The 23,148-nt window shown below is 73.1% G+C and carries 17 protein-coding genes, 1 tRNA gene and 1 pseudogene; 9 read left to right on the top strand and 10 right to left on the bottom strand.

From position 1 onward, the window contains the following. Positions 1 to 20: 20 nt before the first annotated feature. Together Z164_RS0102505 and Z164_RS0102500 are read right to left on the bottom strand one after the other, a co-directional pair. Positions 21 to 1,118, bottom strand: a complete 1,098-nt coding sequence (locus Z164_RS0102505; protein ID WP_024889166.1) for a glycerophosphodiester phosphodiesterase family protein — start codon at positions 1,116 to 1,118, stop codon at positions 21 to 23. A gap of 52 nt (positions 1,119 to 1,170) precedes the next feature. After that, positions 1,171 to 3,531: a TonB-dependent receptor gene (locus tag Z164_RS0102500; RefSeq protein ID WP_024889165.1), complete on the bottom strand. Its 2,361-nt coding sequence runs from the start codon at positions 3,529 to 3,531 to the stop codon at positions 1,171 to 1,173. 172 nt (positions 3,532 to 3,703) lie between these two features. On the opposite strand from Z164_RS0102500, the gene Z164_RS0102495 reads away from it, so the two are divergent. Together Z164_RS0102495 and Z164_RS0102490 are read left to right on the top strand one after the other, a co-directional pair. Beyond that, entirely contained in the window at positions 3,704 to 5,839 is a 2,136-nt protein-coding gene (locus tag Z164_RS0102495; RefSeq protein ID WP_024889164.1) for an alkaline phosphatase D family protein, read from the top strand. A 67-nt stretch (positions 5,840 to 5,906) separates the two neighbouring features. Further along, the gene (locus tag Z164_RS0102490; protein WP_024889163.1) at positions 5,907 to 7,796 is read left to right on the top strand and encodes an MFS transporter; all 1,890 of its coding nucleotides are present in this window, start codon (positions 5,907 to 5,909) and stop codon (positions 7,794 to 7,796) included. 158 nt (positions 7,797 to 7,954) lie between these two features. Here Z164_RS0102490 and nudC read toward each other — a convergent pair whose 3' ends face one another. The 3 genes from nudC to Z164_RS19855 form a co-directional block, all read right to left on the bottom strand. Continuing rightward, the gene (gene nudC / locus Z164_RS0102485; RefSeq protein ID WP_024889162.1) at positions 7,955 to 8,881 is read right to left on the bottom strand and encodes an NAD(+) diphosphatase; all 927 of its coding nucleotides are present in this window, start codon (positions 8,879 to 8,881) and stop codon (positions 7,955 to 7,957) included. 91 nt (positions 8,882 to 8,972) lie between these two features. Continuing rightward, entirely contained in the window at positions 8,973 to 9,347 is a 375-nt protein-coding gene (gene erpA, locus Z164_RS0102480; RefSeq protein ID WP_024889161.1) for an iron-sulfur cluster insertion protein ErpA, read from the bottom strand. Between the two features lie 32 nt (positions 9,348 to 9,379). After that, positions 9,380 to 10,141 carry a DUF6776 family protein gene (locus Z164_RS19855; protein WP_024889160.1) on the bottom strand — a complete coding sequence of 254 codons (762 nt, stop codon included), beginning with the start codon at positions 10,139 to 10,141 and terminating at the stop codon, positions 9,380 to 9,382. Positions 10,142 to 10,286: 145 nt separating this feature from the next. Between Z164_RS19855 and Z164_RS0102470 the strand changes: the two genes are divergently transcribed. The 3 genes from Z164_RS0102470 (at position 10,287) to Z164_RS0102460 (ending at position 15,357) form a co-directional block, all read left to right on the top strand. Beyond that, positions 10,287 to 10,877, top strand: a complete 591-nt coding sequence (locus Z164_RS0102470) for a DUF4126 domain-containing protein (protein ID WP_024889159.1) — start codon at positions 10,287 to 10,289, stop codon at positions 10,875 to 10,877. A gap of 134 nt (positions 10,878 to 11,011) precedes the next feature. Then, a complete protein-coding gene (locus Z164_RS0102465; protein WP_024889158.1) occupies positions 11,012 to 12,838 on the top strand; it encodes an EAL domain-containing protein in 1,827 nt (608 codons plus the stop codon). Between the two features lie 2 nt (positions 12,839 to 12,840). Next, the gene (locus Z164_RS0102460) at positions 12,841 to 15,357 is read left to right on the top strand and encodes a hybrid sensor histidine kinase/response regulator (protein WP_425477201.1); all 2,517 of its coding nucleotides are present in this window, start codon (positions 12,841 to 12,843) and stop codon (positions 15,355 to 15,357) included. 33 nt (positions 15,358 to 15,390) lie between these two features. On the opposite strand, the gene bfr is transcribed toward Z164_RS0102460, so the two are convergent. The 3 genes and pseudogenes from bfr to Z164_RS19850 form a co-directional block, all read right to left on the bottom strand. Continuing rightward, positions 15,391 to 15,861, bottom strand: coding sequence for a bacterioferritin (gene bfr, locus Z164_RS0102455; protein WP_024889156.1), 471 nt, complete (start codon positions 15,859 to 15,861; stop codon positions 15,391 to 15,393). A 114-nt stretch (positions 15,862 to 15,975) separates the two neighbouring features. Then, positions 15,976 to 16,188: a (2Fe-2S)-binding protein gene (locus tag Z164_RS0102450; protein ID WP_024889155.1), complete on the bottom strand. Its 213-nt coding sequence runs from the start codon at positions 16,186 to 16,188 to the stop codon at positions 15,976 to 15,978. Positions 16,189 to 16,302: 114 nt separating this feature from the next. Continuing rightward, a pseudogene (locus Z164_RS19850) lies at positions 16,303 to 16,881 on the bottom strand (RNA pyrophosphohydrolase); the annotation flags it as partial. A 141-nt stretch (positions 16,882 to 17,022) separates the two neighbouring features. Between Z164_RS19850 and Z164_RS0102440 the strand changes: the two are divergent. Together Z164_RS0102440 and Z164_RS19845 are read left to right on the top strand one after the other, a co-directional pair. Next, a tRNA-Met gene (locus tag Z164_RS0102440) sits at positions 17,023 to 17,099 on the top strand. 379 nt (positions 17,100 to 17,478) lie between these two features. Continuing rightward, on the top strand, positions 17,479 to 17,781 hold the full coding sequence (locus tag Z164_RS19845) for a type II toxin-antitoxin system TacA family antitoxin (protein WP_052338334.1): 303 nt from the start codon (positions 17,479 to 17,481) through the stop codon (positions 17,779 to 17,781). 250 nt (positions 17,782 to 18,031) lie between these two features. Here the strand turns inward: Z164_RS19845 and prpF are convergent, their stop codons facing one another. Further along, positions 18,032 to 19,231: a 2-methylaconitate cis-trans isomerase PrpF gene (prpF, locus tag Z164_RS0102430; protein WP_043689016.1), complete on the bottom strand. Its 1,200-nt coding sequence runs from the start codon at positions 19,229 to 19,231 to the stop codon at positions 18,032 to 18,034. Between the two features lie 36 nt (positions 19,232 to 19,267). Next, positions 19,268 to 21,910 carry a Fe/S-dependent 2-methylisocitrate dehydratase AcnD gene (acnD, locus tag Z164_RS0102425; protein WP_024889152.1) on the bottom strand — a complete coding sequence of 881 codons (2,643 nt, stop codon included), beginning with the start codon at positions 21,908 to 21,910 and terminating at the stop codon, positions 19,268 to 19,270. A 177-nt stretch (positions 21,911 to 22,087) separates the two neighbouring features. Here acnD and queD point away from each other — a divergent pair, with 177 nt between their 5' ends. Then, positions 22,088 to 22,441 (top strand): 6-carboxytetrahydropterin synthase QueD, encoded by a 354-nt coding sequence (gene queD / locus Z164_RS0102420; RefSeq protein WP_024889151.1) that lies wholly within the window; start codon positions 22,088 to 22,090, stop codon positions 22,439 to 22,441. Between the two features lie 182 nt (positions 22,442 to 22,623). Further along, on the top strand, positions 22,624 to 23,019 hold the full coding sequence (locus tag Z164_RS0102415; RefSeq protein WP_043689013.1) for a phasin family protein: 396 nt from the start codon (positions 22,624 to 22,626) through the stop codon (positions 23,017 to 23,019). Positions 23,020 to 23,148: the final 129 nt, after the last annotated feature.

The raw sequence follows: 23,148 nt of genomic DNA, 5'->3' as shown, positions 1-23,148 counted from the left end.
CCCGGTGCCGGCGCGGGCGGTCAATCGGCCGGCGGCGGCCGCAGCGCCTCGCGCAGCAGCCCGGGATCGTCGCCGAACAGCGCGTCGACGCCGGCCTCGGCGAAGGCCCGGGCCTCGGCGCGGGCGCCGGCCTCGCAGCGCGGCGCGGCGCCCCCGCATCGCAGCGCCGGCGGCAGGAACGGGTCCTCGGGGCGCAGCGTCCACACGTGCACCGCCAGTCCGGCCGCGTGCGCGGCCGCCACCAGCGGCGTCGGCGCCGCCAGCGCGCCGGCGTCGTCGACCGGCAGCACGTAGCGCAGGTGCGGCGCGAGCACGTCGGCGTAGCCGGCGATCTTGGCCAGGCCCTCGGGCGTGAGCATCTGCAGGTAGGGCCGCGGCGCGCCGGCCAGCACGCGGTCGTGCGGCGAGGCCTCCGGGGCGCCGATCAACTGCGCCAGGAACACGTTGCGCAGGCCCGCCTCGTCGAGCAGCGCGCGCAGGCGCCGCAGGTTGCCGATCTCGAACGACTGCACGCCGACCGGGGCGCTGCGGGTGTAATCGTGCGCCCGCAGCGACGCCATCAGCGCCGCCTCGGGATCGAGCCCGCGGGCGTGGAAATGGCTGGAGTGCTTGATCTCCGGGACGATGCCGATCGTCCGGCCGCTGCGCTCCGACGCCGCGGCCACCGCCGCGACGATCTCGTCGAAGGTGGGCACCGGATAGCGGCCGTCGTGCGCGGTGCCGCGCAACTCGGGCAGGCGTTCGCGCGCGCGCAGCCGGCGCAGTTCCTCCAGGGTGAAATCCTCGACGAACCAGCCCTCGACCTCGGCATCGTCCACGCGGCGCACGGTGCGGCGCGCGGCGAACTCGGGATGCGCGGCGACGTCGGTGGTCTCGCCGATCTCGTTCTCGTGGCGCGCCACCAGCACGCCGTCGCGGGTCATCACCAGGTCCGGCTCGACGAAGTCGGCGCCGTCGGCGATCGCGCGTTCGTAGGCGGCCAGGGTGTGCTCGGGCAAGCGCGCGCTGGCGCCGCGATGCGCGATCACCGCCGGGCCGCGCGCGGAGGCGCGGATCGCCTCGCGCACGCCGGGCGCCAGCCGCGCCTCCGGTCCCGCGGCGGCGGCGGGCAGCGCCATCGCCGCGGCCAGGACCCCGGCGGCGATGCTCAGCAGGATCGCGAACGCGTGGTCAGAAGTCGCGGGCGAACCGCACGCCGTACAGCCGCGGCGAACCGGGGACGTAGGTGGGAATGCCGAACTGCATGCCGGTGTTGCCCGCATCGATCAGGTACTCCTCGTCGGCGAGATTGTGGGCGTAGGCCTGCACGTCCCAGCCGTTGGCCAGCCGCACGCCCACGTTGAGGTTCAGCAGACCATACGCGTCCTGGGCGATGCCCGGCGCGTTGTCGTCCTCGAAGTACACCTTCGAGCGCCAGCTGTAGTTCGGCCGCACGTACAGCTCGTGGCCGCCGCCCACCGGGCTGCGCCAGTCCAGGCCCAGGGCCACGGTGTGTTCGGGCGTCAGCCGGAAACGGTTGCCGGCCAGCGCCTGCGGCTTGCCGTCGTCGTCCACGGCGTTGAAGGACGCATCGATCCAGCCGTAGTTGAGGAAGCCGGTCAGCCGCTCGCCGAAGCGCTGCATCAGCGAGGCCTCGAAGCCGGTCGCGTGGGCGTTGCCGCCGTTGGTGGTCACGAACAGCGGAAGCGTCCCCGGCGGATTGGCGACCTGGGCCTGGAAGTTGCTGTAGTCGTAGTAGTAGGCCGCCAGGTCGTAGACGAAGCGGCCGCCGGCGGCCGTGCCCTTCAGGCCCAGCTCGTAGCTCCACACGATCTCGGCGGGCACCTGCTCCATCGCGCCGTCGTTGTACTGCAGCAGGTCCGGGCGGCGCCCGCGCGAGACGCTGGCGTAGCCGTTGAGATCCGGGGTGAAGCGGTAGTTGGCCACCGCGCGCCCGACCGCGGACGAGAAGGTGTCCGAGGCGGTCAGGCGGCCGTCGGTGACCGGGAACAGCGCGTTGGGGAACGCCACGCTGTCCGGGAACGACGGCAGGAACAGGCCCAGCACGCTCGGGGTGCCGTGGTGGAGCGCCTCGTAGCCGGACTCGACCTTCTCGCGGGTGTAGCGCAGGCCGAGGGTGAGGTCGAAGCGGTCGGTCATCGACCAGGTGCCGTCGGCGAACACCTCCAGCGCCTGCACGTCGCCGTGGTTGGCGTATTCCTCGGTGTGGACCGGCTTGAGCGGCAGCAGCGCCGGCAGCCCGAGCATCTGCTGCAGCGCCGGATGGATCGGCACCGCCGCCAGGCCGGTGTTGGGCGTGCCGTCGGGATTGAGCAGCGGCACCACCGGCAGCAGCCCGCCGACCGCGGCCGACAACCGCGGCGACAGCAGCGCGTAGAGGCTGCGCTCGTCGGTGGCGAAGGGCACCCGCTGCGCGCCGGATTCGTCGAACAGGCTGGCGCCGGCGAAGCCGCGGAAACGGCCGCCGGCGTCGTACTGGAAGCGCACTTCCTGGCTGAACTGCCGCCCGCGCGCGATCTCGGCGAACTCCAGCAGGTCGGCCTGGGAGCCGTCGGCGTCGAACTCCTCGGTGGAATCGAAGCGGCGCCAGCCGGTGATGGTGGACAGGCTCCAGTCGTCGTTGAGGCGGAATTCGCCCAGCAGGGTCGCGCTGTCGACGGTGCGGTCCAGGCCCAGCGCGCGGCCGCGGTTGAGATCGGCCGGCGCGTCCCAGAAGTCGGTGCGGCCCTGCCGGGTGGGGATCACGCCGCTGCGGAAGGCGGTGCCCGGCGGCGTGTCCTGCTGGTGGTTGAGGATCAGGTCGAGGCCGCCGGTCTCGCCCAGGTCCAGCCGCAGCGCGCCGCGGAAGGCCTGGGTATCGCGGCCGTTGAGCGCGCCGCCGGAGAGGTTGTCCACGCTGCCGTCGCGGCGCTGGTGGAACACCGCGAAGCGGCCGTACAGGCGATCGTCGACCAGCGGCGCGTTGGCGTGGCCGGTGAGGTAGGTCTCGTCTTGGTTGCCGAAGCCGAAGCGGAATCCGCCCTCGGAGGCGTTGCGCGCCTTGTTCTGGATCAGGTGGATCGCGCCGATCTGCGCGCCGCGGCCGAACAGCGTGCCCTGCGGGCCGCGCAGCACCTCCACGCGCTCCATGTCGAACAGCTCCACCACCGAGCCGCGCGAGCGGCTGATCGACACGCCGTCCTGGAACACCGACACGCGCGGCTCGCTGGTGGCGTCGCCGCTGTCGGAGGTGATGCCGCGGATCACGAAGCCGGGATTGTTCGGGCTCTGCACCTGGGTCTGCAGGCCCGGCACGTAATGGCCGAGCTGCTCGAAGCCGTCGATGCCGAGGTCGTCGAGGAACTCGCCCGAGTACGCGCTGATCGCGATCGGCACGTCGTGCACCTGCTGCTCGCGCTTCTGCGCGGTCACCACGATGGTGTCCAGCTGCTGCGGCGAGGCCGTCACCTGGGCCGCGGCGCGCGGCGCGGCCGCCAGGACGGCGAGACCGGCGAGCAGCGCCGGCACGAGCGGATGGACGCGGCAAGGCATGGCGAGGGTTCCCTCCGGGAGCGAAAGGAACAGCCTCGGCGGCGGCGATTGCGCGCGGGTGATGCCGCGGTGACAGCGCGATGACCGTGACGCGGACGCGCGCGGCGGACAAGAAACGGTCATCTGGGCGGCCTAGCGTGCCTGCTTCGCCGCACGCCAGGAGCCGGACACGATGCACTCGCCCGATCGCCGCCGCTTCCTCCAGGCCCTGGTCGTCGCGGCCGCCGCACCGCTGCTGCCGCCGCTGCGCGCAGGCGCGGCGCCCACGGTCTCGCGCGCGCACTTCCCGCAATCGGTGGCCTCCGGCGATCCGCGCCCGGACCGCGTGCTGCTATGGACGCGGCTGGCGGCGCCGGCGCGCCGCGTGCGCCTGCAGGTCGCCGAGGACGCCGGCTTCGCCCGCCTGCGCGTGGACCGCGAATTGCCGGTGCCCGAAGGCAGCGACGGCTGCCTGAAGGTGCGCGTGGAGGGCCTGGCGCCGGGCACCGGCTACCGCTACCGCTTCCTGCTCGACGACCCGCGCGACGGCACGGTGTCCTCGCCGGTGGGGCGCACCCGCACCGCGCCGGCGCCCGACGCCGACGTACCGGTGCGCTTCGCCTTCATGAGCTGCCAGGACTACGGCGGCCGCTGGTACAACACCCTGCTGCCGCTGCTCGACGAGGACCTGGACTTCGTCCTGCACCTGGGCGACTTCATCTACGAGACCGCCGGCGACCCGCAGTTCCAGGAGCAGGGCGGCGAGCGCGCGATCGCCTTCGACGACCTCGAGGGCGCGATCGCGCTGGAGCGCGGCGGCCAGCGCTACTACGCCGCGCACAGCCTGGACAACTATCGCCAGCTGCACCGCAGCGTCCGCGGCGACCCGGTGCTGCAGGCGCTGCTGGAACGCGCGCCGCTGGTGGCGATCTGGGACGACCACGAGTTCTCCGACGACTGCTGGCAGGACGTGGCCACCTACCGCGACGGCCTGCGCGACGAGCGCGACCGCGAGCGCCGCCGCAACGCCGAGCAGGCCTACTTCGAGTACATGCCGGTCGATCTCGAACTGGCCGACGCCGCCGGCGCCGGCGGCCAGGGCCTGCTGCCGGTCGGACGCGAGCGCCTGTTCCCGCACGTGCAACTGTGGCGCGGGCTGCGCTTCGGCAAGGCGCTGGACCTGCTGCTGACCGACTACCGCAGCGCGCGCCCCGACCACGCCATTCCCGAGGACGCGTTCCCGGGCGCGCTGGCCTACGACGCGAACGCGCTGCAGGCGCGGCTGCCGCGCCTGGGCCTGGACCCGGCGCAGGTCCGGCCCGCGCTGATGCCCTACGTGGACCTCGCCGAGCCGGCGCGGGCGCCGCTGCGCCCGGCGGTGCGGGCCGCGCTGCTGCGCGAGGGCGCCGAGGCCGGCCTCGACCCGGCGCGGGCCGCGGCGCGCGCCGACGCGCTCGCCGCCGGCCCGATCGCGCTGCCGGTACTGGCGCGGCTGCTGGACGCCTGGAACGCGGCCGCGCCGGCCGGGGCCAGGCTGGAGGCGCCCGCGCCCGACGGGCTGCCGCTCGGCCTGCCCTGGCTGGCGCTGGGCAAGACCCGCTCCTTCGCCGATCTCGGCGCGCGCTACATCGTGGTGCAGGAGAGCTTCGACCTGTTCGCTGCCCTGCGCGCGCTCGACGGCCCCGAATCGCCCTACGATCCCGCCCAGCGCGACTGGCTGGCCGGCCGCCTGCGCGACAGCGACGCGCGCTTCAAGGTCGTCGCCAGCTCGGTCTCGTTCACCTCGCTGGTGCTCGACCTCGCGCATCCCGAGGTGCGGGCGCCGGAGCCGATGCGGCACCGCGTCTATCTCAATCTCGACCACTGGGACGGCTTCCCCGCCGAGCGCCGGCGCCTGCTCGCCGAGGCCTTCGATCCCGCCGGCGGCACGATCCTGCTGTCGGGCGACATCCACGCCGGCTTCGCCACCCAGCACAGCGACGCCACGGTGGAGTTCACCGTGCCGGCGGTGTCCTCGCAGACGCTCGGCGCCATCATCGCGCACAGCGCCCAGGGCGACGGCCCGCAGCAGGACGCCACGCGGCGCCTGGCCGCCGCGCTCGACGCGCTGATCGCCGGCGGCAACCCGGCGGTGCGCTACGCGCAGACCCGCCGCCACGGCGTGGGCCTGGTCCGGCTGGACGGCGACCACGCCGAGGCGCGCTTGCTCGAACTGCCGGAGGAGACCTGCCGGCAGCGCCTGTACGAGCGGCCGGAGGCGGTCGCGCCGCTGCTGCGCAGCCGCGTCTTCGCGTTCTCCCGCGCCGACATGCGCCTGCGCGAAGCCTGAACCCCAGCGGCCTTTGAGCGCTGGCGGGCCCGCCTGCTAGGCTCCGCGCATCCGCACAGGAGCCCGCATGGCCGGCCACACCCAGTTCGCCCTGTTGCGCCAGCGGCGCTTCCTGCCCTATTTCGCCGTGCAGGCGCTGGGCGCCTTCAACGACAACGTCTACCGCCAGGCCATCATCGGCCTGCTGTTCTTCCTCGGCATCGACAGCGCGCAGCGCACGCTCTACACCAACCTCGCGCCGGCGCTGTTCATCCTGCCCTACTTCCTGTTCTCGGGCCTGGCCGGGCAGATCGCCGAGCGGATGGAAAAGCAGCGCCTGATCGTGGTCACCACCGCGATGGAGATCGGCATCATGCTGGTGGCTGCGGTCGGCTTCGCGACCGAGAACCTGCCGGTGCTGCTGGTGGCGCTGTTCGCGATGGGCGTGCAGGCGACCCTGTTCGGGCCGGTCAAGTACTCCATCCTGCCCTCGGTGCTCAAGCCCGAGGAACTGACCGGCGGCAACGGCCTGGTCGAGATGGGCACCTCGCTGTCGATCCTGGTCGGCATGATCTACGGCGGCCTGATCTTCCAGGTCGCAGGCGAGCACGGGCCGGAGGCTGCGGCGTTCTCGGTCATCGCGCTGGCGGTGGCCGGCAATGTCGCCGCGCGCATGATCCCGAAGGTCGGCGCCGGCGCGCCCGAGCTGAAGGTGCGCTGGAACCCGTTCCCGGAATCGGTGGCGGTGTTCCGGCTCGCGCGCCGCCAGCTCGCGGTGCGCAACGCCATCCTGGGCGTGTCGTGGTTCTGGTTCATCGGCACCGTGCTCACCGCGCAGCTGCCGACCTACGCCGAGCTGCACCTGGGCGGCGCGCAGGCGCTCTACATCTTCGCCCTGGCGCTGTTCTCGGTCGGCGTGGGCGTGGGCTCGCTGCTGTGCGAGAAGCTGTCCGCGCGCACGGTGGAGATCGGCCTGGTGCCGTTCGGCGCGTTCGGCGTCAGCGCCTTCCTGCTGGACCTCTACTTCGCCCGCCCCGGCGACGCGCTGGCCGCGGGCCTGGGCGTCCTGGAGTTCGTGCGCCAGCCCGGCAGCGCGCGGATCATGTTCGACCTCACCGGCATCGGCCTGTTCACCGGCTTCTTCGTGGTGCCGCTGTTCGCGCTGATCCAGAGCCGCACGCCCAAGCACGAACTGGCGCGCGTCATCGCCGGCATGAACATCCAGAACTCGGTGTTCATCGTCACCGCCGCGCTGGTGGGCATCGCCACCCAGCGCCTGCTGGGCTGGAGCATCCCCGAGCTGTTCCTGGCCCTGGCCATCGCCAACACGCTGGTCGCGATCTGGATCTTCGCCATCGTGCCCGAGTTCCTGATGCGCTTCCTCAGCTGGCTGCTGGTGCGCGCGCTGTACCGGCTGCGGCTGCACGGCATCGAGGCGCACGTGCCCGACGAGGGACCGGCGCTGCTGGTGTGCAACCACGTCAGCTACATGGACGCGCTGATCCTGTCGGCCAGCATCCCGCGGCCGGTGCGCTTCGTGATGTACCACCGCATCTTCGACATCCCGGTGCTGCGCTGGATCTTCCGCACCGCCAAGGCGATCCCGATCGCGCCGGAGAAGGAAGACCCGGAGCTGATGCGGCGCGCGTTCGACGCCATCGACGCAGCGCTGGCCGAGGGCGAGCTGGTCTGCATCTTCCCCGAGGGCCGGCTCACCGCCGACGGCGAGATCGCGCCGTTCCGCAGCGGCGTGGAGCGCATCCTCGCCCGCCGCCCGGTGCCGGTGGTGCCGATGGCGCTGCGCAACATGTGGACCAGCATGTGGAGCCGCCACGACTCGCGCCTGCGCCGCATGCGCATGCCGCGCCGCTTCCGCGCCCCGGTCGAGGTGCTCGCCGCCGCGCCGGTGCCCGGCACCGAAGCCACCGCGGCCTCGCTGGAGGCGCAGGTACGCGCGCTGCGCGGCGACGCGGCCTAGGGCGTATCGACAGCGCCGAAGCCGTCCCTTCTCCCACAAGCGGGGCCTGCGGCGTGCCCCCATCCGCCTTCGGCACCTTCCCCCGCTTGCGGGGGAAGGGAAGGCCTCTTTCGCGCGCTGAATGTCGATGCAGCCCAGCGCCTCCGCTCGACGCCCGCCTATGGCGAGAACGCGCCGTGGCGGTACCAGTGCGCGATCAGCCAGCGCGAGATCGAGATCCGCGGCGACAGCAGGATGCCGTCGTCGCCGCCGGTGCCGGCCAGTGCGTGGCCGATCTCGTCGCGGTCGAACCAGCGCGCGTCCTCGAGTTCGTCGTCGTTGACCTGCGGCGGGTCCGGCTCGGCCAGGGCCTCGAAGCCCAGCATCAGCGAGGACGGAAACGGCCACGGCTGCGAGCCCAGGTAGCGCGCGTGGCGCACCCGCACCCCCGATTCCTCCCAGACCTCGCGGGCGATGGTCTGCTCCAGCGTCTCGCCCGGCTCGACGAAGCCGGCCAGCACCGACCAGCGCCGCGGCGGCCAGCCGGCCTGCCGCCCCAGCAGCAAGCGCTCGCCGTCGGAGACCGCCACGATCACCGCAGGATCGGTGCGCGGGTAGTGCTCCACCCCGCAGGCCGGGCATTGGCCCAGCCAGCCGGCGCGGGCGTAGCGCAGCGGCGCGCCGCAGGCGCCGCAGTGGCGGTGGCGGCGGCGCCAGTGCAGCACCGCGCGGGCCTGGGCGAAGGCGGTGGCCTCCAGCGCCGGCCACTGCGCGGCGGCGGTGCGCAGGTCGATGCGCGGCGCGTCGGCGCCGACCGGCAGGACCTCGGCCGCCAGCGCGAACCAGCCGCGCGCCGCCGCGTCCACGCCCAGGAACACCGGATCGGCCGCGTCGAGCGCGGGCCGCTCGCCGGACGCGGGCGCCCAGGCCTCGCCGCGCGCATCCGTCAGCGCCTGCCCCTCGGCATCCACGACGATGCAGCGGGCATCGCGCCACAGGCGCGCCAGCGCCTCGGGCCGCGATCGCAGGTGCTCGGCACGGTCGAGGGGGGCCGCCACGAAGGCGTACGGGGGAGCGGAATCGGCGGAGGGCGCGGTGCCAGTCATCGGTCCGGATCGGCGCGCGCGCGAAGCGCGGGAACCGGAGTGTAGGCGCTGAAGCGTTCGGCGGCGTGTCGCCCGCGCCGGGCGGCGCCGCTCAGACCGCGAAGCTGCTGCCGCAGCCGCAGGTGGTCTTGGCGTTCGGGTTGCGGATGGTGAACTGGGCGCCGTGCAGGCTCTCCACGTAGTCCACCGAGGCGCCCATCAGGTACTGCAGGCTCAGCGGGTCCACCAGCAGGGTGACCCCGTCGGTCTCGATCGCCAGGTCGTCCTCGGCCCGGTCCTCGTCGAACTCGAAGCCGTACTGGAAGCCCGAGCAGCCGCCGCCCTGGATGTACACGCGCAGCTTGAGCGCCGGATTGCCCTCGCCGTGGATCAGCTCGCGCACCTTGGCCGCGGCCGCGGCGGTGAAGTCGAGCGGGCGCGAAAGCTGCTGATAGTCGGGCGCTTGCGGGAGCGGCATCGGTTCCATGGCGCACAGGATGGGGGGCGCGCCGCGCCGCTTCAAGCATCCGGCGCGGAACGCCCTGTCGCATCGCTCCAGGCGAACGACTGTTCTACCGGCGATCCGCCGCGCGGCTGCAGGCGGGCGGTGATGCGCGTGGGGGTGAACCCGGCCGGCAGCACGATGTCGCCCTCCACCTGCTGGAAGTACTTGAAGGAGTACGGCAGCGGCGGCGCGTCCTCGCGCTGGCGCAGGGCGTTCCAGTCCAGTTGCTGCAGCCGCCCGTCCAGGGTGCCCTCCACCAGCAGGCGCAGTTCGCCTTCGCTGGGCTCGCCGCGGTTGAGGTTCTGGGTGAGGGTGGCGGTCGCGTGCCAGACCTGGCCACCGCCGGGCGCGAGCTTCAGCTCGTGCACGGTCAGCCCGCGCCGCTGCGCGGTGGCGCCGACGAAGCGTTCGTAGAAGGCCAGGTCCGCGCGCAGGCCGGCGATCTCCTCGTCGCGCTCGGCCAGCGCACCCTGCAACTGCAGGTTCGCCTCGCGGCTGATCTGGTCGGAGCGGGCCAGGGTGGTGACTTCCTGCTCGAGCTGGGCCAGGCGCTCGCCCGGGTCCGCGCCGGCGCCGGCGGACGAGAGCACCGTCCACAGGCCCCAGGCGCCGAACAGCAGGCTGAGCGCCACGACCGCGATCAGCACCAGCGGCCACGGCGTGCGCGCGGCCGCGTCCGCGGGCGGCGGCTCCGCCCCGGCCGCGGCGGCTCGGGCGGGATCGGCGGCGACGGGGGGAACGGCGGGCTCCTGCCGCGGAGGGAGGCTGTCGTTCATCGGTCCGGTATAGCGAGCGTCCGTGAACGGGTCAAGAAACCCCGGCGACGGCGGGTCGGGCGACGTTCAAGCCGGTGAAGCGTGCAGGCGGGCTCCGACGGCGCCTGCGTATACTCCGGCGCGCACGCCCTGGCCGGAGAGCGCCATGTCCGAGGCACACCTGTTCGCGATCGGGGTCCTACTGGCCTGGCTGGCCGGCATCCGCGCCTACCTGACCGTGTTCGGCCTGGGCCTGGCCGGCGCGATGGGCTGGGTCGATCTGCCGCCGGCGCTGGAGGCGACGCAGTCGCCCTGGGTGCTGGGCGTGTCCGCCGTGCTGGCGGCGGTGGAGTTCTTCGCCGACAAGATCCCCGGGGTCGATTCGGGCTGGGACCTGCTGCAGACGCTGGCGCGGGTGCCGGCCGGCGCGTTCCTCGCCGCCGCCGCGCTGTCGCCGGACGGCGAACTGGGCGCCGGCATGCTCGCCACCGGCGCCGGCGTGGCCTTGACCAGCCACGTCCTCAAGAGCGGGTCGCGGGCCCTGCTCAACCTGTCGCCGGAGCCGCTGAGCAACTGGACCGCGTCGGTCGGCGAGGACGCAGTCGCGGTCGGCGCGCTAGCGCTGGCCTTCACCCACCCCTGGCTGGCGCTGGCCGTGGTGCTAAGCCTGGCCGCGCTGGGCGCCGGGGCGCTGTGGTGGCTGTGGCGCAAGCTGTCCGGGCGCGGCCGCCGGGCGCGGCCCGACGCCTCGGGCTGAGCCAGGGGCGCGAACGGGCGCCCGCGCACGGACCCTCGGCGCCGGCTCCGGCATACTCCGCCGCGGCGCCGAATCCGCGGTGCCGGTCGGGCGGGCGAGTTGCCTGCAGTACGGGATCGGGGCAGAGTCGAACGATGGGGACCGCAGACGACATCCTGCGCGCGGAGTTTCCGCCGGCGCATTACTGGCGCCGCTGGGCCGCCGACGCGCCGCCGCCGGTGGCCGCCACCGACGACGACGAGGCCGGCCGCGCCCGCGCCGAGATCGCCGCCGCGGCCTCGTCGCGGGCGCCCGCCGACGACGCCGCCGAGCCGCCGTTCCGGGTGATGATCGTCGAGGACGATCCCAGCCAGGCGCTGTTCGCCGAGAGCATCCTCGCCGGCGCCGGGATGCAGACCCAGGTGGTGGCCGACCCGGACCTCGCGATGCAGACCCTGGAGGGCTTCCGCCCCGATCTGGTGCTGATGGACCTGCACATGCCGTCGCTGGACGGCGTCGAGCTGACCATGATGATCCGCCGCCACGGCGCGTTCTCGCAGGTCCCGATCGTGTTCCTGACCGGCGACCCGGACCCGGAGCGGCAGTTCGAGGTGCTGGAGATCGGTGCCGACGACTTCCTCAGCAAGCCGGTGCGCCCGCGGCACCTGCTGGCCGCGGTGGACAACCGCATCCGCCGCGCCCGCGCCGCGCATCGCCAGGCCCCCGCCCCCGCCGCCGCGGCGCCGGCGGCCGGCCTGCTCGCCCGCGAGCCCATGCTGCTGCGCCTGGCCGAGACGGTGTCCGCGCGCCGCCCGGGCGCGCTGTTCCTGCTCGAGATCGAAGGCGTGGTCGCGCTGCGCGACCGCATCGGCTACGCGGGACTGGACGTGCTGCTGCGCGCAGCCTCCAGGCGGGTCGCCGAGCTGTGCGGCGCGCGCGCCTGCGCCCGCCTCAACGACATCACCTTCCTGGTCCTGGCCCAGGAGGCGCCGGCCGATCCGCTCGACGACGCCCGCGCGCTGCGCGACGGACTGGCCCGCGATCCCGTCCAGGCCGGCAACGAGACGCTGCGCGTGCGCGCGCGGGTGGGCGCGCTGCCGCTGCCCGGCGCCTTCGACGATGCCGGCAGCGCGCTGGCGGCCGCCGAACGCGCGTTGCGCGATGCCCGGCTCGACCCGCTGGGCATCGCGGTCTACACCCCGCCGCCGGCCGCGGACGCGGCCGACGCCGGCCTCGCCGACCTGGTCGCGCGCGCCGTCGCCGAGGACCGGCTGGAGCTGGCCTACCAGCCGATCGTGGCGGTCTCCGGCGGCCAGGACGCGCAGTTCCAGACCCTGCTGCGCTTGCGCGACGACCAGGGCCAGCTGCTGCCGGCCGGCGAAGTGCTGCCGGTGGCCGAGGACGCAGGCCTGCTGCACGAGATCGACCGCCGCGTGCTCGACCTCGCGCTGGACATGCTCGACCGGCAGCGCCGCCTCGGCCGGCGGGTGCGGCTGTTCGTCTCGCAGTCGCCGCGCAGCCTGGGCCGCGACGGCCACGCCGCGCGCCTGCTCGACGGGCTCGGCGCGTACGGCCTCGACGGCGCCGACCTGGTCGTCGACGTGCGCCAGGACGATGCGCTGGTGCACGCCGTATCGCTGCAGGAGTTCGGCGCCGCCGTGCAGCCGGCCGGCGTCCAGCTGTGCCTGTCGGGCTACCGGACCAACGGGGAAGCCGACTCGCTGCTCGCCCAGTTGCCGCTGAGCTACGTGCGGCTGGCGGCGTACTACTCCGCCGGCGTCGCCGAGCAGGCCGTGCGCGACGAGATGCGCGAGGCGATCGACCGCGCGCATCGCCAGGGCCTGCTGGTGATCGGCCAGCAGGTCGAGAATCCGCAGGCCGCGGCGACGCTGTGGATGAGCGGGATCGACTTCATCCAGGGCAACCTGGTGCACCAGGCCGGCAGCGGCCTGGAGTTCGATTTCCAGAACGCGGTGCTGTGAGCATGTCCGCCCCCGCCCGCTCCGCCCTGCCCATGCTGCGCTGGCTGGCGCTGGGCGCGGCGTCGGGAGCGGCGGCGATGCAGTTGCTCGACCTGCTCGGTCTGGCCGGGCCCTGGCAGGGCATCGCGCTGGTGCTGGCGCTGCTGGCGGTGTTCGCGATCGCCGCGGTGCTGTACCTGGTGCGGCAGCGCGAGCGCGCCTTGACCGAGGCCGAGGCGCTGGCCCGCGATCGCGACGCCGAGCGCGCCGAGCTCGAGGCGCAGCTGGCCCGCCACGCCCAGCTGGAGGCGGAACTGCGCCAGGCCAAGCAGGCGGCTGAATCGGCGGTGATGGCCAAGGGCGAGTTCCTGGCCACCATGAGCCACGAGATCCGCACGCCGCTCAACGGCATCGTGCCGATGCTCGACCTGCTGATGCACGCCGGCCTGGCCCCCGCGCACGCCGACCTGGTGCGCACCGCCTACGACTCCTCGCAGCAGATGCTGCGCATCGTCGACGACATCCTCGACTACTCCAAGCTGGAGGCCGACCGCCTGGAGCTGGAGATCACCAGCTTCAACCTGCGCGAGCTGCTTGAGGGGGTGATCCAGCTGATGGACCGCCTTGCGCAGGGCAAGGGCCTGCGCATGCAGCTGCAGATCGACCCCGGCGTGCGCCTGCCGGTGCGCGGCGATCCGGTGCGCCTGCGCCAGGTGCTGGGCAATCTGATCAGCAACGCGGTCAAGTTCACCGAGCGCGGCGGCGTGACGGTGAGCGTGCGCCGCATCGGCGAGAGCACCGCGCAGCACCAGTTGCGCTTCGAGGTGCGCGATACCGGCATCGGCATCTCGCCGGCCGGCCAGGCCCGCCTGTTCCAGGCCTTCAGCCAGGCCGACGCCTCCACCACCCGGCTCTACGGCGGCACCGGACTCGGCCTGGCCATCTCCAAGCGCATCGTCGAGCTGATGGACGGGCGCATCGGCGTGGAGAGCGCGCCCGGGCAGGGCTCCACCTTCTGGTTCGAGCTGCCGCTGCTCAAGGTGCGGGGCGACCTGCCCGCGCACGAGCCCGACGGCGACGGCCAGCGCCTGCTGCTGCTCAGCGCCGACCCGCGGCTGCGCCTGCGGCTGTCCACGCTGCTGCCCAACTGGGGGCTGCGGGTGACCTCGGTGGAGACCACCCAGGAAGCCCTGAACCGGCTGCGCGCGGCGGCCGCCCAGGGCGCGCCCTGGGCCTATTCGCTGGTGCTGGCGGACCTGGCCGGCATGCGCCACACCGCCCTCGCCCTGTCGCGCAACCTCGCGCGCACCGCCGTCTACGGCGAGCTGAAGCTGGTCGGGCTGTACGGCGACGAGCCGGTGCCGGAGGAAATCCGCAGCAGCGTCGCCCTGCTGAGCCGGCAGGCGCCCGAGGCCGACCTGCGCGCGGCCCTGATCGGCACCGCCGAGCCCGACGCGCCCTACGTGGAGGACGCCCTCGACCAGGGTGCGGCCGATCCGCCGCCCGCGCCGGCCGTCCTGCCGCCCGCCCCCGCGCCGGCGGCCGCCGCGGACGCGCCGGCGCCGCCACCGGTGCCGGCGCGCACGCCGCACGTGCTGCTGGTCGAAGACAACCCGGTCAACCTGATGGTCGGCCAGCGCCTGCTCGCCATGCTCGGCATCACCTGCGACACCGCCGGCAACGGCGAATCCGCGCTGGAGCGCATGGCCGCCGCGCGCTACGACGTGGTGCTGATGGACTGCCAGATGCCGGTCATGGACGGCTACACCGCCACGCGCCGCTGGCGCGAGGACGAGGCCGCACGCGGCGACGGCCGCCGTCTGCCGATCGTCGCCATGACCGCCAACGCGATGGCCGGCGATCGCCAGCGCTGCCTCGACGCCGGCATGGACGACTACCTGCCCAAGCCGGTCACCCGCAGCCAGCTGGAGCGCTGCCTGCAGCGCTGGTGGAGCCCGGCGCCGGAGGACGCGCAGGTGGACCCGGGCGCCGGGCTCGGCGAGTTCGCCGCGCTCGAGACCGCGGCGCCGCCCGCCGCCGGGCCGGCTGCGCCCGCCGCCGGCGATTGCGCTCCTGCCGATCCCCCGGAGGAGGCGATCGCATCGGCGCCCGCCGCCGGGGCCGCCTCCACGCCCGCCGACGAGACCCCGCCCATGCCCGAGCCCGAGCCCGTTCCGCCGCAGGCCGCCGACCTGCCGCCGGTCATCGACCCCGAGATCATCGGCGAGCTGCGCGCCATGCTGGGCGACGAGGTCGACCGCCTGGTGGACCTGTTCCTCGAGGACACGCCGCGGCTGATCGCGCGGCTGCAAGCCGCGGCCGCGGAACCCGATTACCAGGCGCTGCGCGACACCGCGCACTCGCTGAAATCCTCCAGCGCCAACCTGGGCGCGCTGCGGCTGTCGGCCGCCGCGCGGCGGGTGGAAGCCGGGGCGCGCCAGGGGCATCTGGAGCGGCCGACGGTCGCGGTGGCGATGATCGCCAACGAATTCGAGCGCGCCCGAGCGCAGCTGCGCTCGGGCAGCCCCACGCCGGCGTAGCGCCGGCGCAGGTCTTGCGGCGGGCGCGGACGATCAGTCGTCCATCTTGTCCTGCAGGTAGTTCTGCTCGCCCACCCGCTCGATCAGGTCGAGCTGGGTCTCCAGCCAGTCCACGTGCTCCTCCTCGTTCTCGAGGATGTCGGCCAGCAGTTTGCGGCTGACGTAGTCCTGCACGCGCTCGCAGTGGTCGATCGCCTCGCGCAGCAGCGGGATGCCCTCCAGCTCCAGCGCCAGGTCGCACTCCAGCATCTCGCGCGGGGTCTCGCCGATGCGCAGCTTGCCCAGGTGCTGGAAGTTCGGCAGGCCCTCGAGGAACAGGATGCGCTCGGACAGCTTGTCCGCGTGCTTCATCTCGTCGATCGATTCCTCGTACTCGTGCTTGGCCAGCTCGTGCAGGCCCCAATGCTTGAGCATCTTGGCGTGCAGGAAGTACTGGTTGATCGCGGTCAGCTCGTTGTAGAGCGCCTTGTTGAGGTACTGGATGACCTGGGCGTCGCCTTGCATGGCCGGCTCCGTGTAGCGGAAACGGCGCCTACTCTAGCGAGCCGCGACGCGGCATGACGGAACGCGAATCGTACGCATCGGCGCGCCCGGCACCAGCGTCGGGCGGCAACGGCCTCAGGCGGCGCAGGCGATGTCGGACAGCGCGACGACCTCGGACTCGCGACGGCCGTGGGCCTGGGCGAGCAGGTCGGCGGCCATGTCCACGCAACTGCCGCAGGTGGCGCCGCAGCCGGTGCGCATCGTCAGTTCGTGGACGCCGGCGCAGCCCGCGGCGGCGGCGGCGGCGATGTCGCGGTCGGTGACCCCGTTGCAGATGCAGACGTACACGGGCGCGAAACTCTAGGGACGGGTCCGGCCGCCATTGCGCCACAGTCGAGAATGATTGTCAATTTCCTGCCGAGAACGACATCCATCCGCGCCTTCCGCGGCGCCCGCGGCTTCGCGCACCGCCCCGGCGCCCTGCCCGGCGCGCGCGCGCGGCCGCGGGCTGCGCCGCGGCGCATGGCGGGCGGGGAACTGCAGGTGCGGCACCGCCTGCACCCCGGCGACCTGCCGGGCGAAGGGCGCCAGATGGCGCAGCGCGCTGACGTACACGCCGCGCTTGAAGGTCACCACGTGCTCGAGCGGATACCAGAAGTCCACCCAGCGCCAGTGGTCGAACTCGGGCTTGTCGCTGGCATCCAGGCGCAGGTCGCTCTCCCGCCCGGTGAACTGCAGCAGGAACCAGACCTGCTTCTGGCCGATGCAGACCAGGCGTTCGTTGCGGCGCACCGCGCGTTGCGGCAGGCGATAGCGCAGCCAGCCCGGGGTCGCCCCCAGCACCGACACGTGGCCGGGCAGCAGCCCGGTCTCCTCGCGCAGCTCGCGGTACATGGCCTCCAGCGGCGTCTCGTCGGTGTTCATGCCCCCTTGCGGGAACTGCCAGCCGTCGCGGCGCACGCGCCGGGCCCAGAAGACCCGGCCGTCGGGATGCATCAGCACGATGCCGACGTTCGGTCGATAGCCGTCCGGATCGATCACGATGCGGACTCCAGATTGCACTGCGTCCGACTCTGCCACGCCCTGCGCGAGGCGACAAGCGCATGACCGGCGATTGACGGCGGCGGTCCTGGCGTGGAGAATTCCGGGTTCTCCGCGCCGCTTCGCGGCCGGACGACCGATGGCTATGTAGCTCAGCCGGTTAGAGCACAGCACTCATAATGCTGGGGTCGGTGGTTCGAGTCCACCCATAGCCACCAGAATCGGGAATCCGAGGACATCCGGCGCAGCCCGGGTAGGTCCGGGAAACCCCTAAGGAATCAGGCGTTTCGGAGCATCCGCTGCTGCAGCGGGTCGCCAAGCGCGGCCATCTGGAGCAGGCGCACGGCTGCGGCTCCAGTCGAGCCGGGTCTTCGAGTACGCCATCGCCGCCGAGACGCGACTCGCGATCCGGCGACTGACCTGAGCGCGACGTTGCCTTTGGCCGTCGCTGTCCCGATCCAGCTCACGGCGACGCCCGCTCGCCGGCCGGCAGGCCTCGAGGGCCTCACGATGAACCAGAGCCCGATGTGCCGTGACGCGGCCCTGCCTGCCCCGCCGGCCGTATATACGTTGTGTGCACAGCCACAGGAACGCGCCATGCCCACCGCCGCCGCCAAGACCATCAACTTCCGGGCGCCTGCCGACAAGCAGGCGTTGATCGACCGTGCGGCGAAGGTGTCGGGCAAGAACCGTACCGAGTTCATCCTCGACGCCTCCTGCGAGAAGGCGCGCGAGGTGCTGGCCGACCAGACCCACTTCGCGGTCAGCCGCGCGGCGATGCAACGATTCAACGCACGGGTCGAAGCCCCTGGCCGAGCCCGAGGCGCTGCGCCGGCTGCTGAGCCCGCCGGCGCCGTGGGAGCGTTGACCGCTGGCGATCAGGCCTCCCGGCCGGCTTGACGACACGCTCCGGCTGGAGGACTTCCGCTGCACGTCGCCCGAACTCACGCGCTGGCTGATTGAGCGCACCCGCAAGAACCATCAGGAAGGCGCCTCCCGCTGCTTCGTCGTCTGCGACGAACAGCGCAACGTGGTCGCTATTGCGCGCTTGCCGCCGGATCGCTGTCGCATGAGGGCGCCCCAGACAACGTCGGGCGCAACATGCCCGACCCGATTCCCGTTGTGAGATCGACAGGCTTAGGCGCGGCGCTCAGAACGCGTCGGCCGGTACCCGCACCGCGCCGTCCATCAGCACCCGCGCGCTGCGGCTCATGATCGCGCGGGCCACGCTCCAGCGCCCGTCCGCCTGCACCGCCTCGGCGCCGACGCGCAGGGTGCCGGAGGGGTGGCCGAAGCGCACCTCGGTGCGGGCGCCGCCGCCGGCGGCCTGGTTGACCACGGTGCCGGGCACGGCGGCGGCGGCGGCGATGGCGACCGCGGCGGTGCCCATCATCGCGTGGTGCAGCTTGCCCATCGACAGCGCGCGCACGCGCAGGTCGATGTCGGCGGCCTCGATGCGCTTGCCGCTGGAGGCGACGTAGGCTGCCGGCGGGGCGACGAAGGCGACCTTGGGGGTGTGCTGGCGGGCGGCGGCCTCGGCGACGTCGGCGATCAGGCCCATGCGCACCGCGCCGTGCGCGCGGATCGACTCGAAGCGCGCCAGCGCCTGCGGATCGGCGTTGATCGCCTCCTGCAGCTCGCTGCCGGTGTAGCCGAGTTCGGCGGCGTCGAGGAAGATCGTCGGGATGCCGGCGTCGATCAGCGTCGCGCGCAGGGTGCCCACGCCCGGCACCTCCAGCGCGTCCACCACCCGACCGGTGGGGAACATCGCCCCGCCCTCCCCGGCCTCGGCGGGATCGAGGAATTCCAGCCGGATCTCGGCGGCGGCGAAGGTCACGCCGTCGAGCTCGAAGTCGCCGGTCTCCTGCACCTGGCCGCCGGCCATCGGCACGTGGGCGACGATGGTCTTGCCGATGTTGGCCTGCCAGATGCGCACCGTGCAGACGCCGTCGCGCGGCACCCTCGCCGGGTCGATCAGGCCGGCGGAGATCGCGAACGGGCCGACCGCGGCGGAGAGGTTGCCGCAGTTGCCGCTCCAGTCGACGAAGGGCTCGCCGATGGCGACCTGCCCGAACAGGTAGTCGATGTCGTGGTCCGGGCGGTCGCTGCGGGCCACGATCACCGCCTTGCTGGTCGAGGAGGTGGCGCCGCCCATGCCGTCGATCTGCTTGCCGTAGGGATCGGGGCTGCCGATCACCCGCATCAGCAGCGCGTCGCGCGCCTGTCCGGGCGCGCGGGCGCGCTCGGGCAGGTCGTCGAGCCGGAAGAACACGCCCTTGGAGGTGCCGCCGCGCATGTAGGTCGCGGGGATCCGCAGTTGCGGCGCGTGGGGCTGGGGAGATGACGACATGGATGTTCGACCTTGTGCGTGGTTGCCGGCGGCGGATCAGCCCCCGGCGCCGCTGCGGATGCCGGGCTCCGGCTGCCGGTTCCCGGCTTCGAGGAAGTCCTGCGCGAAGCGCTGCAGCACGCCGCCGGCCTCGTAGATCGAGACCTCCTCGGCGGTGTCGAGCCGGCAGGTCACCGGCACCTCCACCGTGGTGCCGTCGCGGCGATGGATCGCCAGGGTCAGGGTGGCGCGCGGGGTGCGCTCGCCGAGGACGTCGAAGGTCTCGGTGCCGTCGATGCCCAGCGTCTTGCGGTCGGTGCCGGGCTGGAACTCCAGCGGCAGCACGCCCATGCCGATCAGGTTGGTGCGGTGGATGCGCTCGAAGCCCTCGGCCACGATGGCCTCCACGCCCGCCAGGCGCACGCCCTTGGCCGCCCAGTCGCGCGAGGAGCCCTGGCCGTAGTCGGCGCCGGCCACGACGATCAGCGGCTGGCGGCGGGCCATGTAGGTCTCGATGACCTCCCACATGCGCATCACCCGCCCTTCCGGTTCCAGCCGCGCCAGCGAGCCCTGCTTCACTTCCCCGTCGATCACCGCCATCTCGTTGACCAGCTTCGGGTTGGCGAAGGTGGCGCGCTGCGCGGTCAGGTGGTCGCCGCGGTGGGTGGCGTAGGAATTGAAGTCCTCCTCCGGCACGCCCATCCTCGCCAGGTACTCGCCGGCGGCGCTGTCGGGCAGGATCGCGTTGGAGGGCGAGAGGTGGTCGGTGGTGATGTTGTCGCCCAGCACCGCCAGCGGGCGCATGCCGGTCAGCGTGCGCGCGCCGGCCAGCGCGCCCTCCCAGTACGGCGGGCGGCGGATGTAGGTGCTCTGCGGCCGCCAGTCGTACAGCGGGCCGACGCGCGCGCCGTCGTCGGGCTGCAGCGCGAACATCGGGCCGTAGACCTGGCGGAACTGCTCCGGCTTCACGCTGGCGCGGACCACGGCGTCGATTTCCTCGTCCGTCGGCCAGAGATCCCTGAGGTTGACCGGCCGGCCGTCGGCGTCGGTGCCCAGCGCGTCCTTCTCGATGTCGAAGCGGATCGTGCCGGCGATGGCGTAGGCGATCACCAGCGGCGGCGAGGCCAGGAACGCCTGCTTCGCGTAAGGGTGGATGCGGCCATCGAAGTTGCGGTTGCCCGACAGCACGGCGGTGGCGTACAGGTCGCGCTCGACGATCTCCTGCTGGATCGCCGGGTCCAGCGCGCCGCTCATGCCGTTGCAGGTGGTGCAGGCGAAGGCGACGATGCCGAAGCCCAGCCGCTCCAGCTCCGGCAGCAGGCCGGAGGCTTCCAGGTACAGCTGCACGGCCTTGGAGCCCGGCGCCAGCGAGGTCTTCACCCAGGGCTTGCGGACCAGCCCGCGCGCGTTGGCGTTGCGTGCCAGCAGGCCGGCGGCGATCACGTTGCGCGGGTTGGAGGTGTTGGTGCAGCTGGTGATCGCGGCGATGATCACCGCGCCGTCGGGCAGCAGGCCCTCGGCCTCCTGCGCCCGCGCCCGGTCCAGGCCGGTGGCGATGCCGCGCTCGGCCAGCGCCGAGGTGGGCAGGCGCCGATGCGGGTTGGAGGGCCCGGCCATGTTGCGCTCGACCGAGGACAGGTCGAAGGCGAGCACGCGCTCGTAGCGCGCGCCGGCGAGGTCGTCGGCCCACAGGCCGGCGGTCCTCGCGTAGGTCTCCACCAGCCGCACCTGCTGTTCCTCGCGGCCGGTCAGGCGCAGGTAGTCCAGGGTCTGGCCGTCGATGTAGAACAGCGCCGCGGTGGCGCCGTACTCGGGGCACATGTTGGAGATGGTGGCGCGGTCGCCAATGGTCAGCGCCGCGGCGCCCTCGCCGAAGAACTCGAGGTAGGCCCCCACCACGCGCTGGGCGCGCAGGAACTCGGTCAGCGCCAGCACCACGTCGGTGGCTGTGATGCCGGGCCCGGGCCGGCCGGTCAGCTCCACGCCGACGATGTCGGGCAGCCGCATCCACGAGGCGCGGCCGAGCATGACGTTCTCCGCCTCCAGCCCGCCGACGCCGATGGCGATCACGCCCAGCGCGTCCACGTGCGGGGTGTGGCTGTCGGTGCCCACGCAGGTGTCCGGGAAGGCGACGCCGTCGCGCACGTAGACCACCGGCGACATCTTCTCCAGGTTGATCTGGTGCATGATCCCGTTGCCCGGCGGGATCACTTCCACGTTGCGGAACGCCTTGCGGCACCAATCGATGAAGTGGAAGCGGTCGGCGTTGCGGCGGTCCTCGATGGCGCGGTTCTTCTCGAATGCCTGCGGGTCGTACCCGCCGCACTCCACCGCCAGCGAGTGGTCCACGATCAGCTGTACCGGCACCACCGGGTTGACCTGCGCCGGGTCGCCGCCCTGCTCGGCGATCGCATCGCGCAGCCCGGCCAGGTCGACCAGCGCGGTCTGGCCGAGGATGTCGTGGCAGACCACGCGCACCGGGAACCAGGGGAAGTCCAGGTCGCGCCGGCGCTCGATCAGCTGGCCGAGGTAGTCGCGCAGGCGCGCCGGCTCGGCGCAGCGCACCAGGTTCTCCGCGTGCACGCGCGCGGTGTAGGGCAGGCCCGCCCAGGCCCCCGGCGCGATCGCCTCGACCGCCTCGCGGGCGTCGTAGTAGTGGAGCGGGGTTCCGGGCAGCGGCTTGCGGTGGTCTGCGTTCATGGGCTCTGGCGATGGCTGGAGGTCGGCCGGCGGAGGCGCCGCCGACGCGCGGGCACGGGCGGACCGCTGGAAACCCGCGATTCTACCGCGCCGGGGTCCCGCGCCCGGCGGGCGCGGCCGGCGCCTGCGCTATCCTTGCGCCCCCGCGCTTCCCCCTCGCGTTCCTCCGGCCGACGCATGGACATCTTCAAGGTCTTCACCCTCGAGGCGGCGCACCGCCTGCCCAACGTGCCGGAGGGCCACAAGTGCGCGCGGCTGCACGGCCACTCGTTCCGCATCGAGCTGCACGTCAGCGGCGAACCCGGGCCGGAGACCGGCTGGGTGATGGACTTCGCCGATCTCAAGGCCGCGTTCCGGCCGCTCTACGAACGGCTGGACCACCACTACCTCAACGAGATCGAGGGGCTGGAGAACCCGACCAGCGAGCGCCTGGCGATCTGGATCTGGGAGCGCCTCAAGCCCGCCCTGCCGGCGCTGAGCGAGGTGGTCGTGCACGAGACCTGCACCTCCGGCTGCCGCTATCGCGGCTGAGCCGCGGCGCGTTCGCCGGGCGCCCGGGCCTCCCATTCAGGGAGACCCGCGGGCAAACGATTGATTCTCAAGGATTAACGCCGGCCATCGGCGGGCCCGGGCTTTGTTGCAATGCAACATCGCCCCCTCTATGCTGCACTGCACAAACCGGCAATCCCTGCCGGACCTAGCAGGATGTCGTCATGTCCATCAACGAGCAGTTCAACGCCACCACCCGCCAGTTCGCGGAGACCGCGGCGCAGGTGAACCAGCTGGCGCTGGAGAACTTCGAGAAGATCTTCGGCCTGGGCCTCAGCACGCTGGAGCAGAACGCCAGCGCTACCTTCGCCTACCTGGGCGAGCTGACCGCCGTGCGCGACCCGGAAGGCCTCAAGACCCTGTGGCCCAAGGGCGTGCAGGTCGCGCGCGAGAACGTCGAGCGCGCCATCGGCGCCAGCCAGGAGACCCTGGCCCGCACCCTGAAGACCCACGAGGCCATCGGCCAGATCGCCAAGGGCCAGTTCGAGTCCGCCACCGCGCAGGCCACCGCCGCCGCCGAGCGGACCGTCAAGCAGGCGGCCCGCGCCGGCAAGGCCTGATCGCGGCGCCGGCCCCGCAACGCCGCTGCGGCGTTGCGGCGCGCACACGAAAAAGCCCGGCCGAAAGGCCGGGCTTTTTCGTGCCGGTTTCCGCGACGCCGGCCGCGCGCTCCCGCAGGAGCGCGCGAC

The organism is Luteimonas huabeiensis HB2 (assembly GCF_000559025.1).
In the GTDB taxonomy this organism is placed as follows: domain Bacteria; phylum Pseudomonadota; class Gammaproteobacteria; order Xanthomonadales; family Xanthomonadaceae; genus Luteimonas; species Luteimonas huabeiensis.
This window is presented reverse-complemented; position numbering and strand designations above follow the sequence as displayed.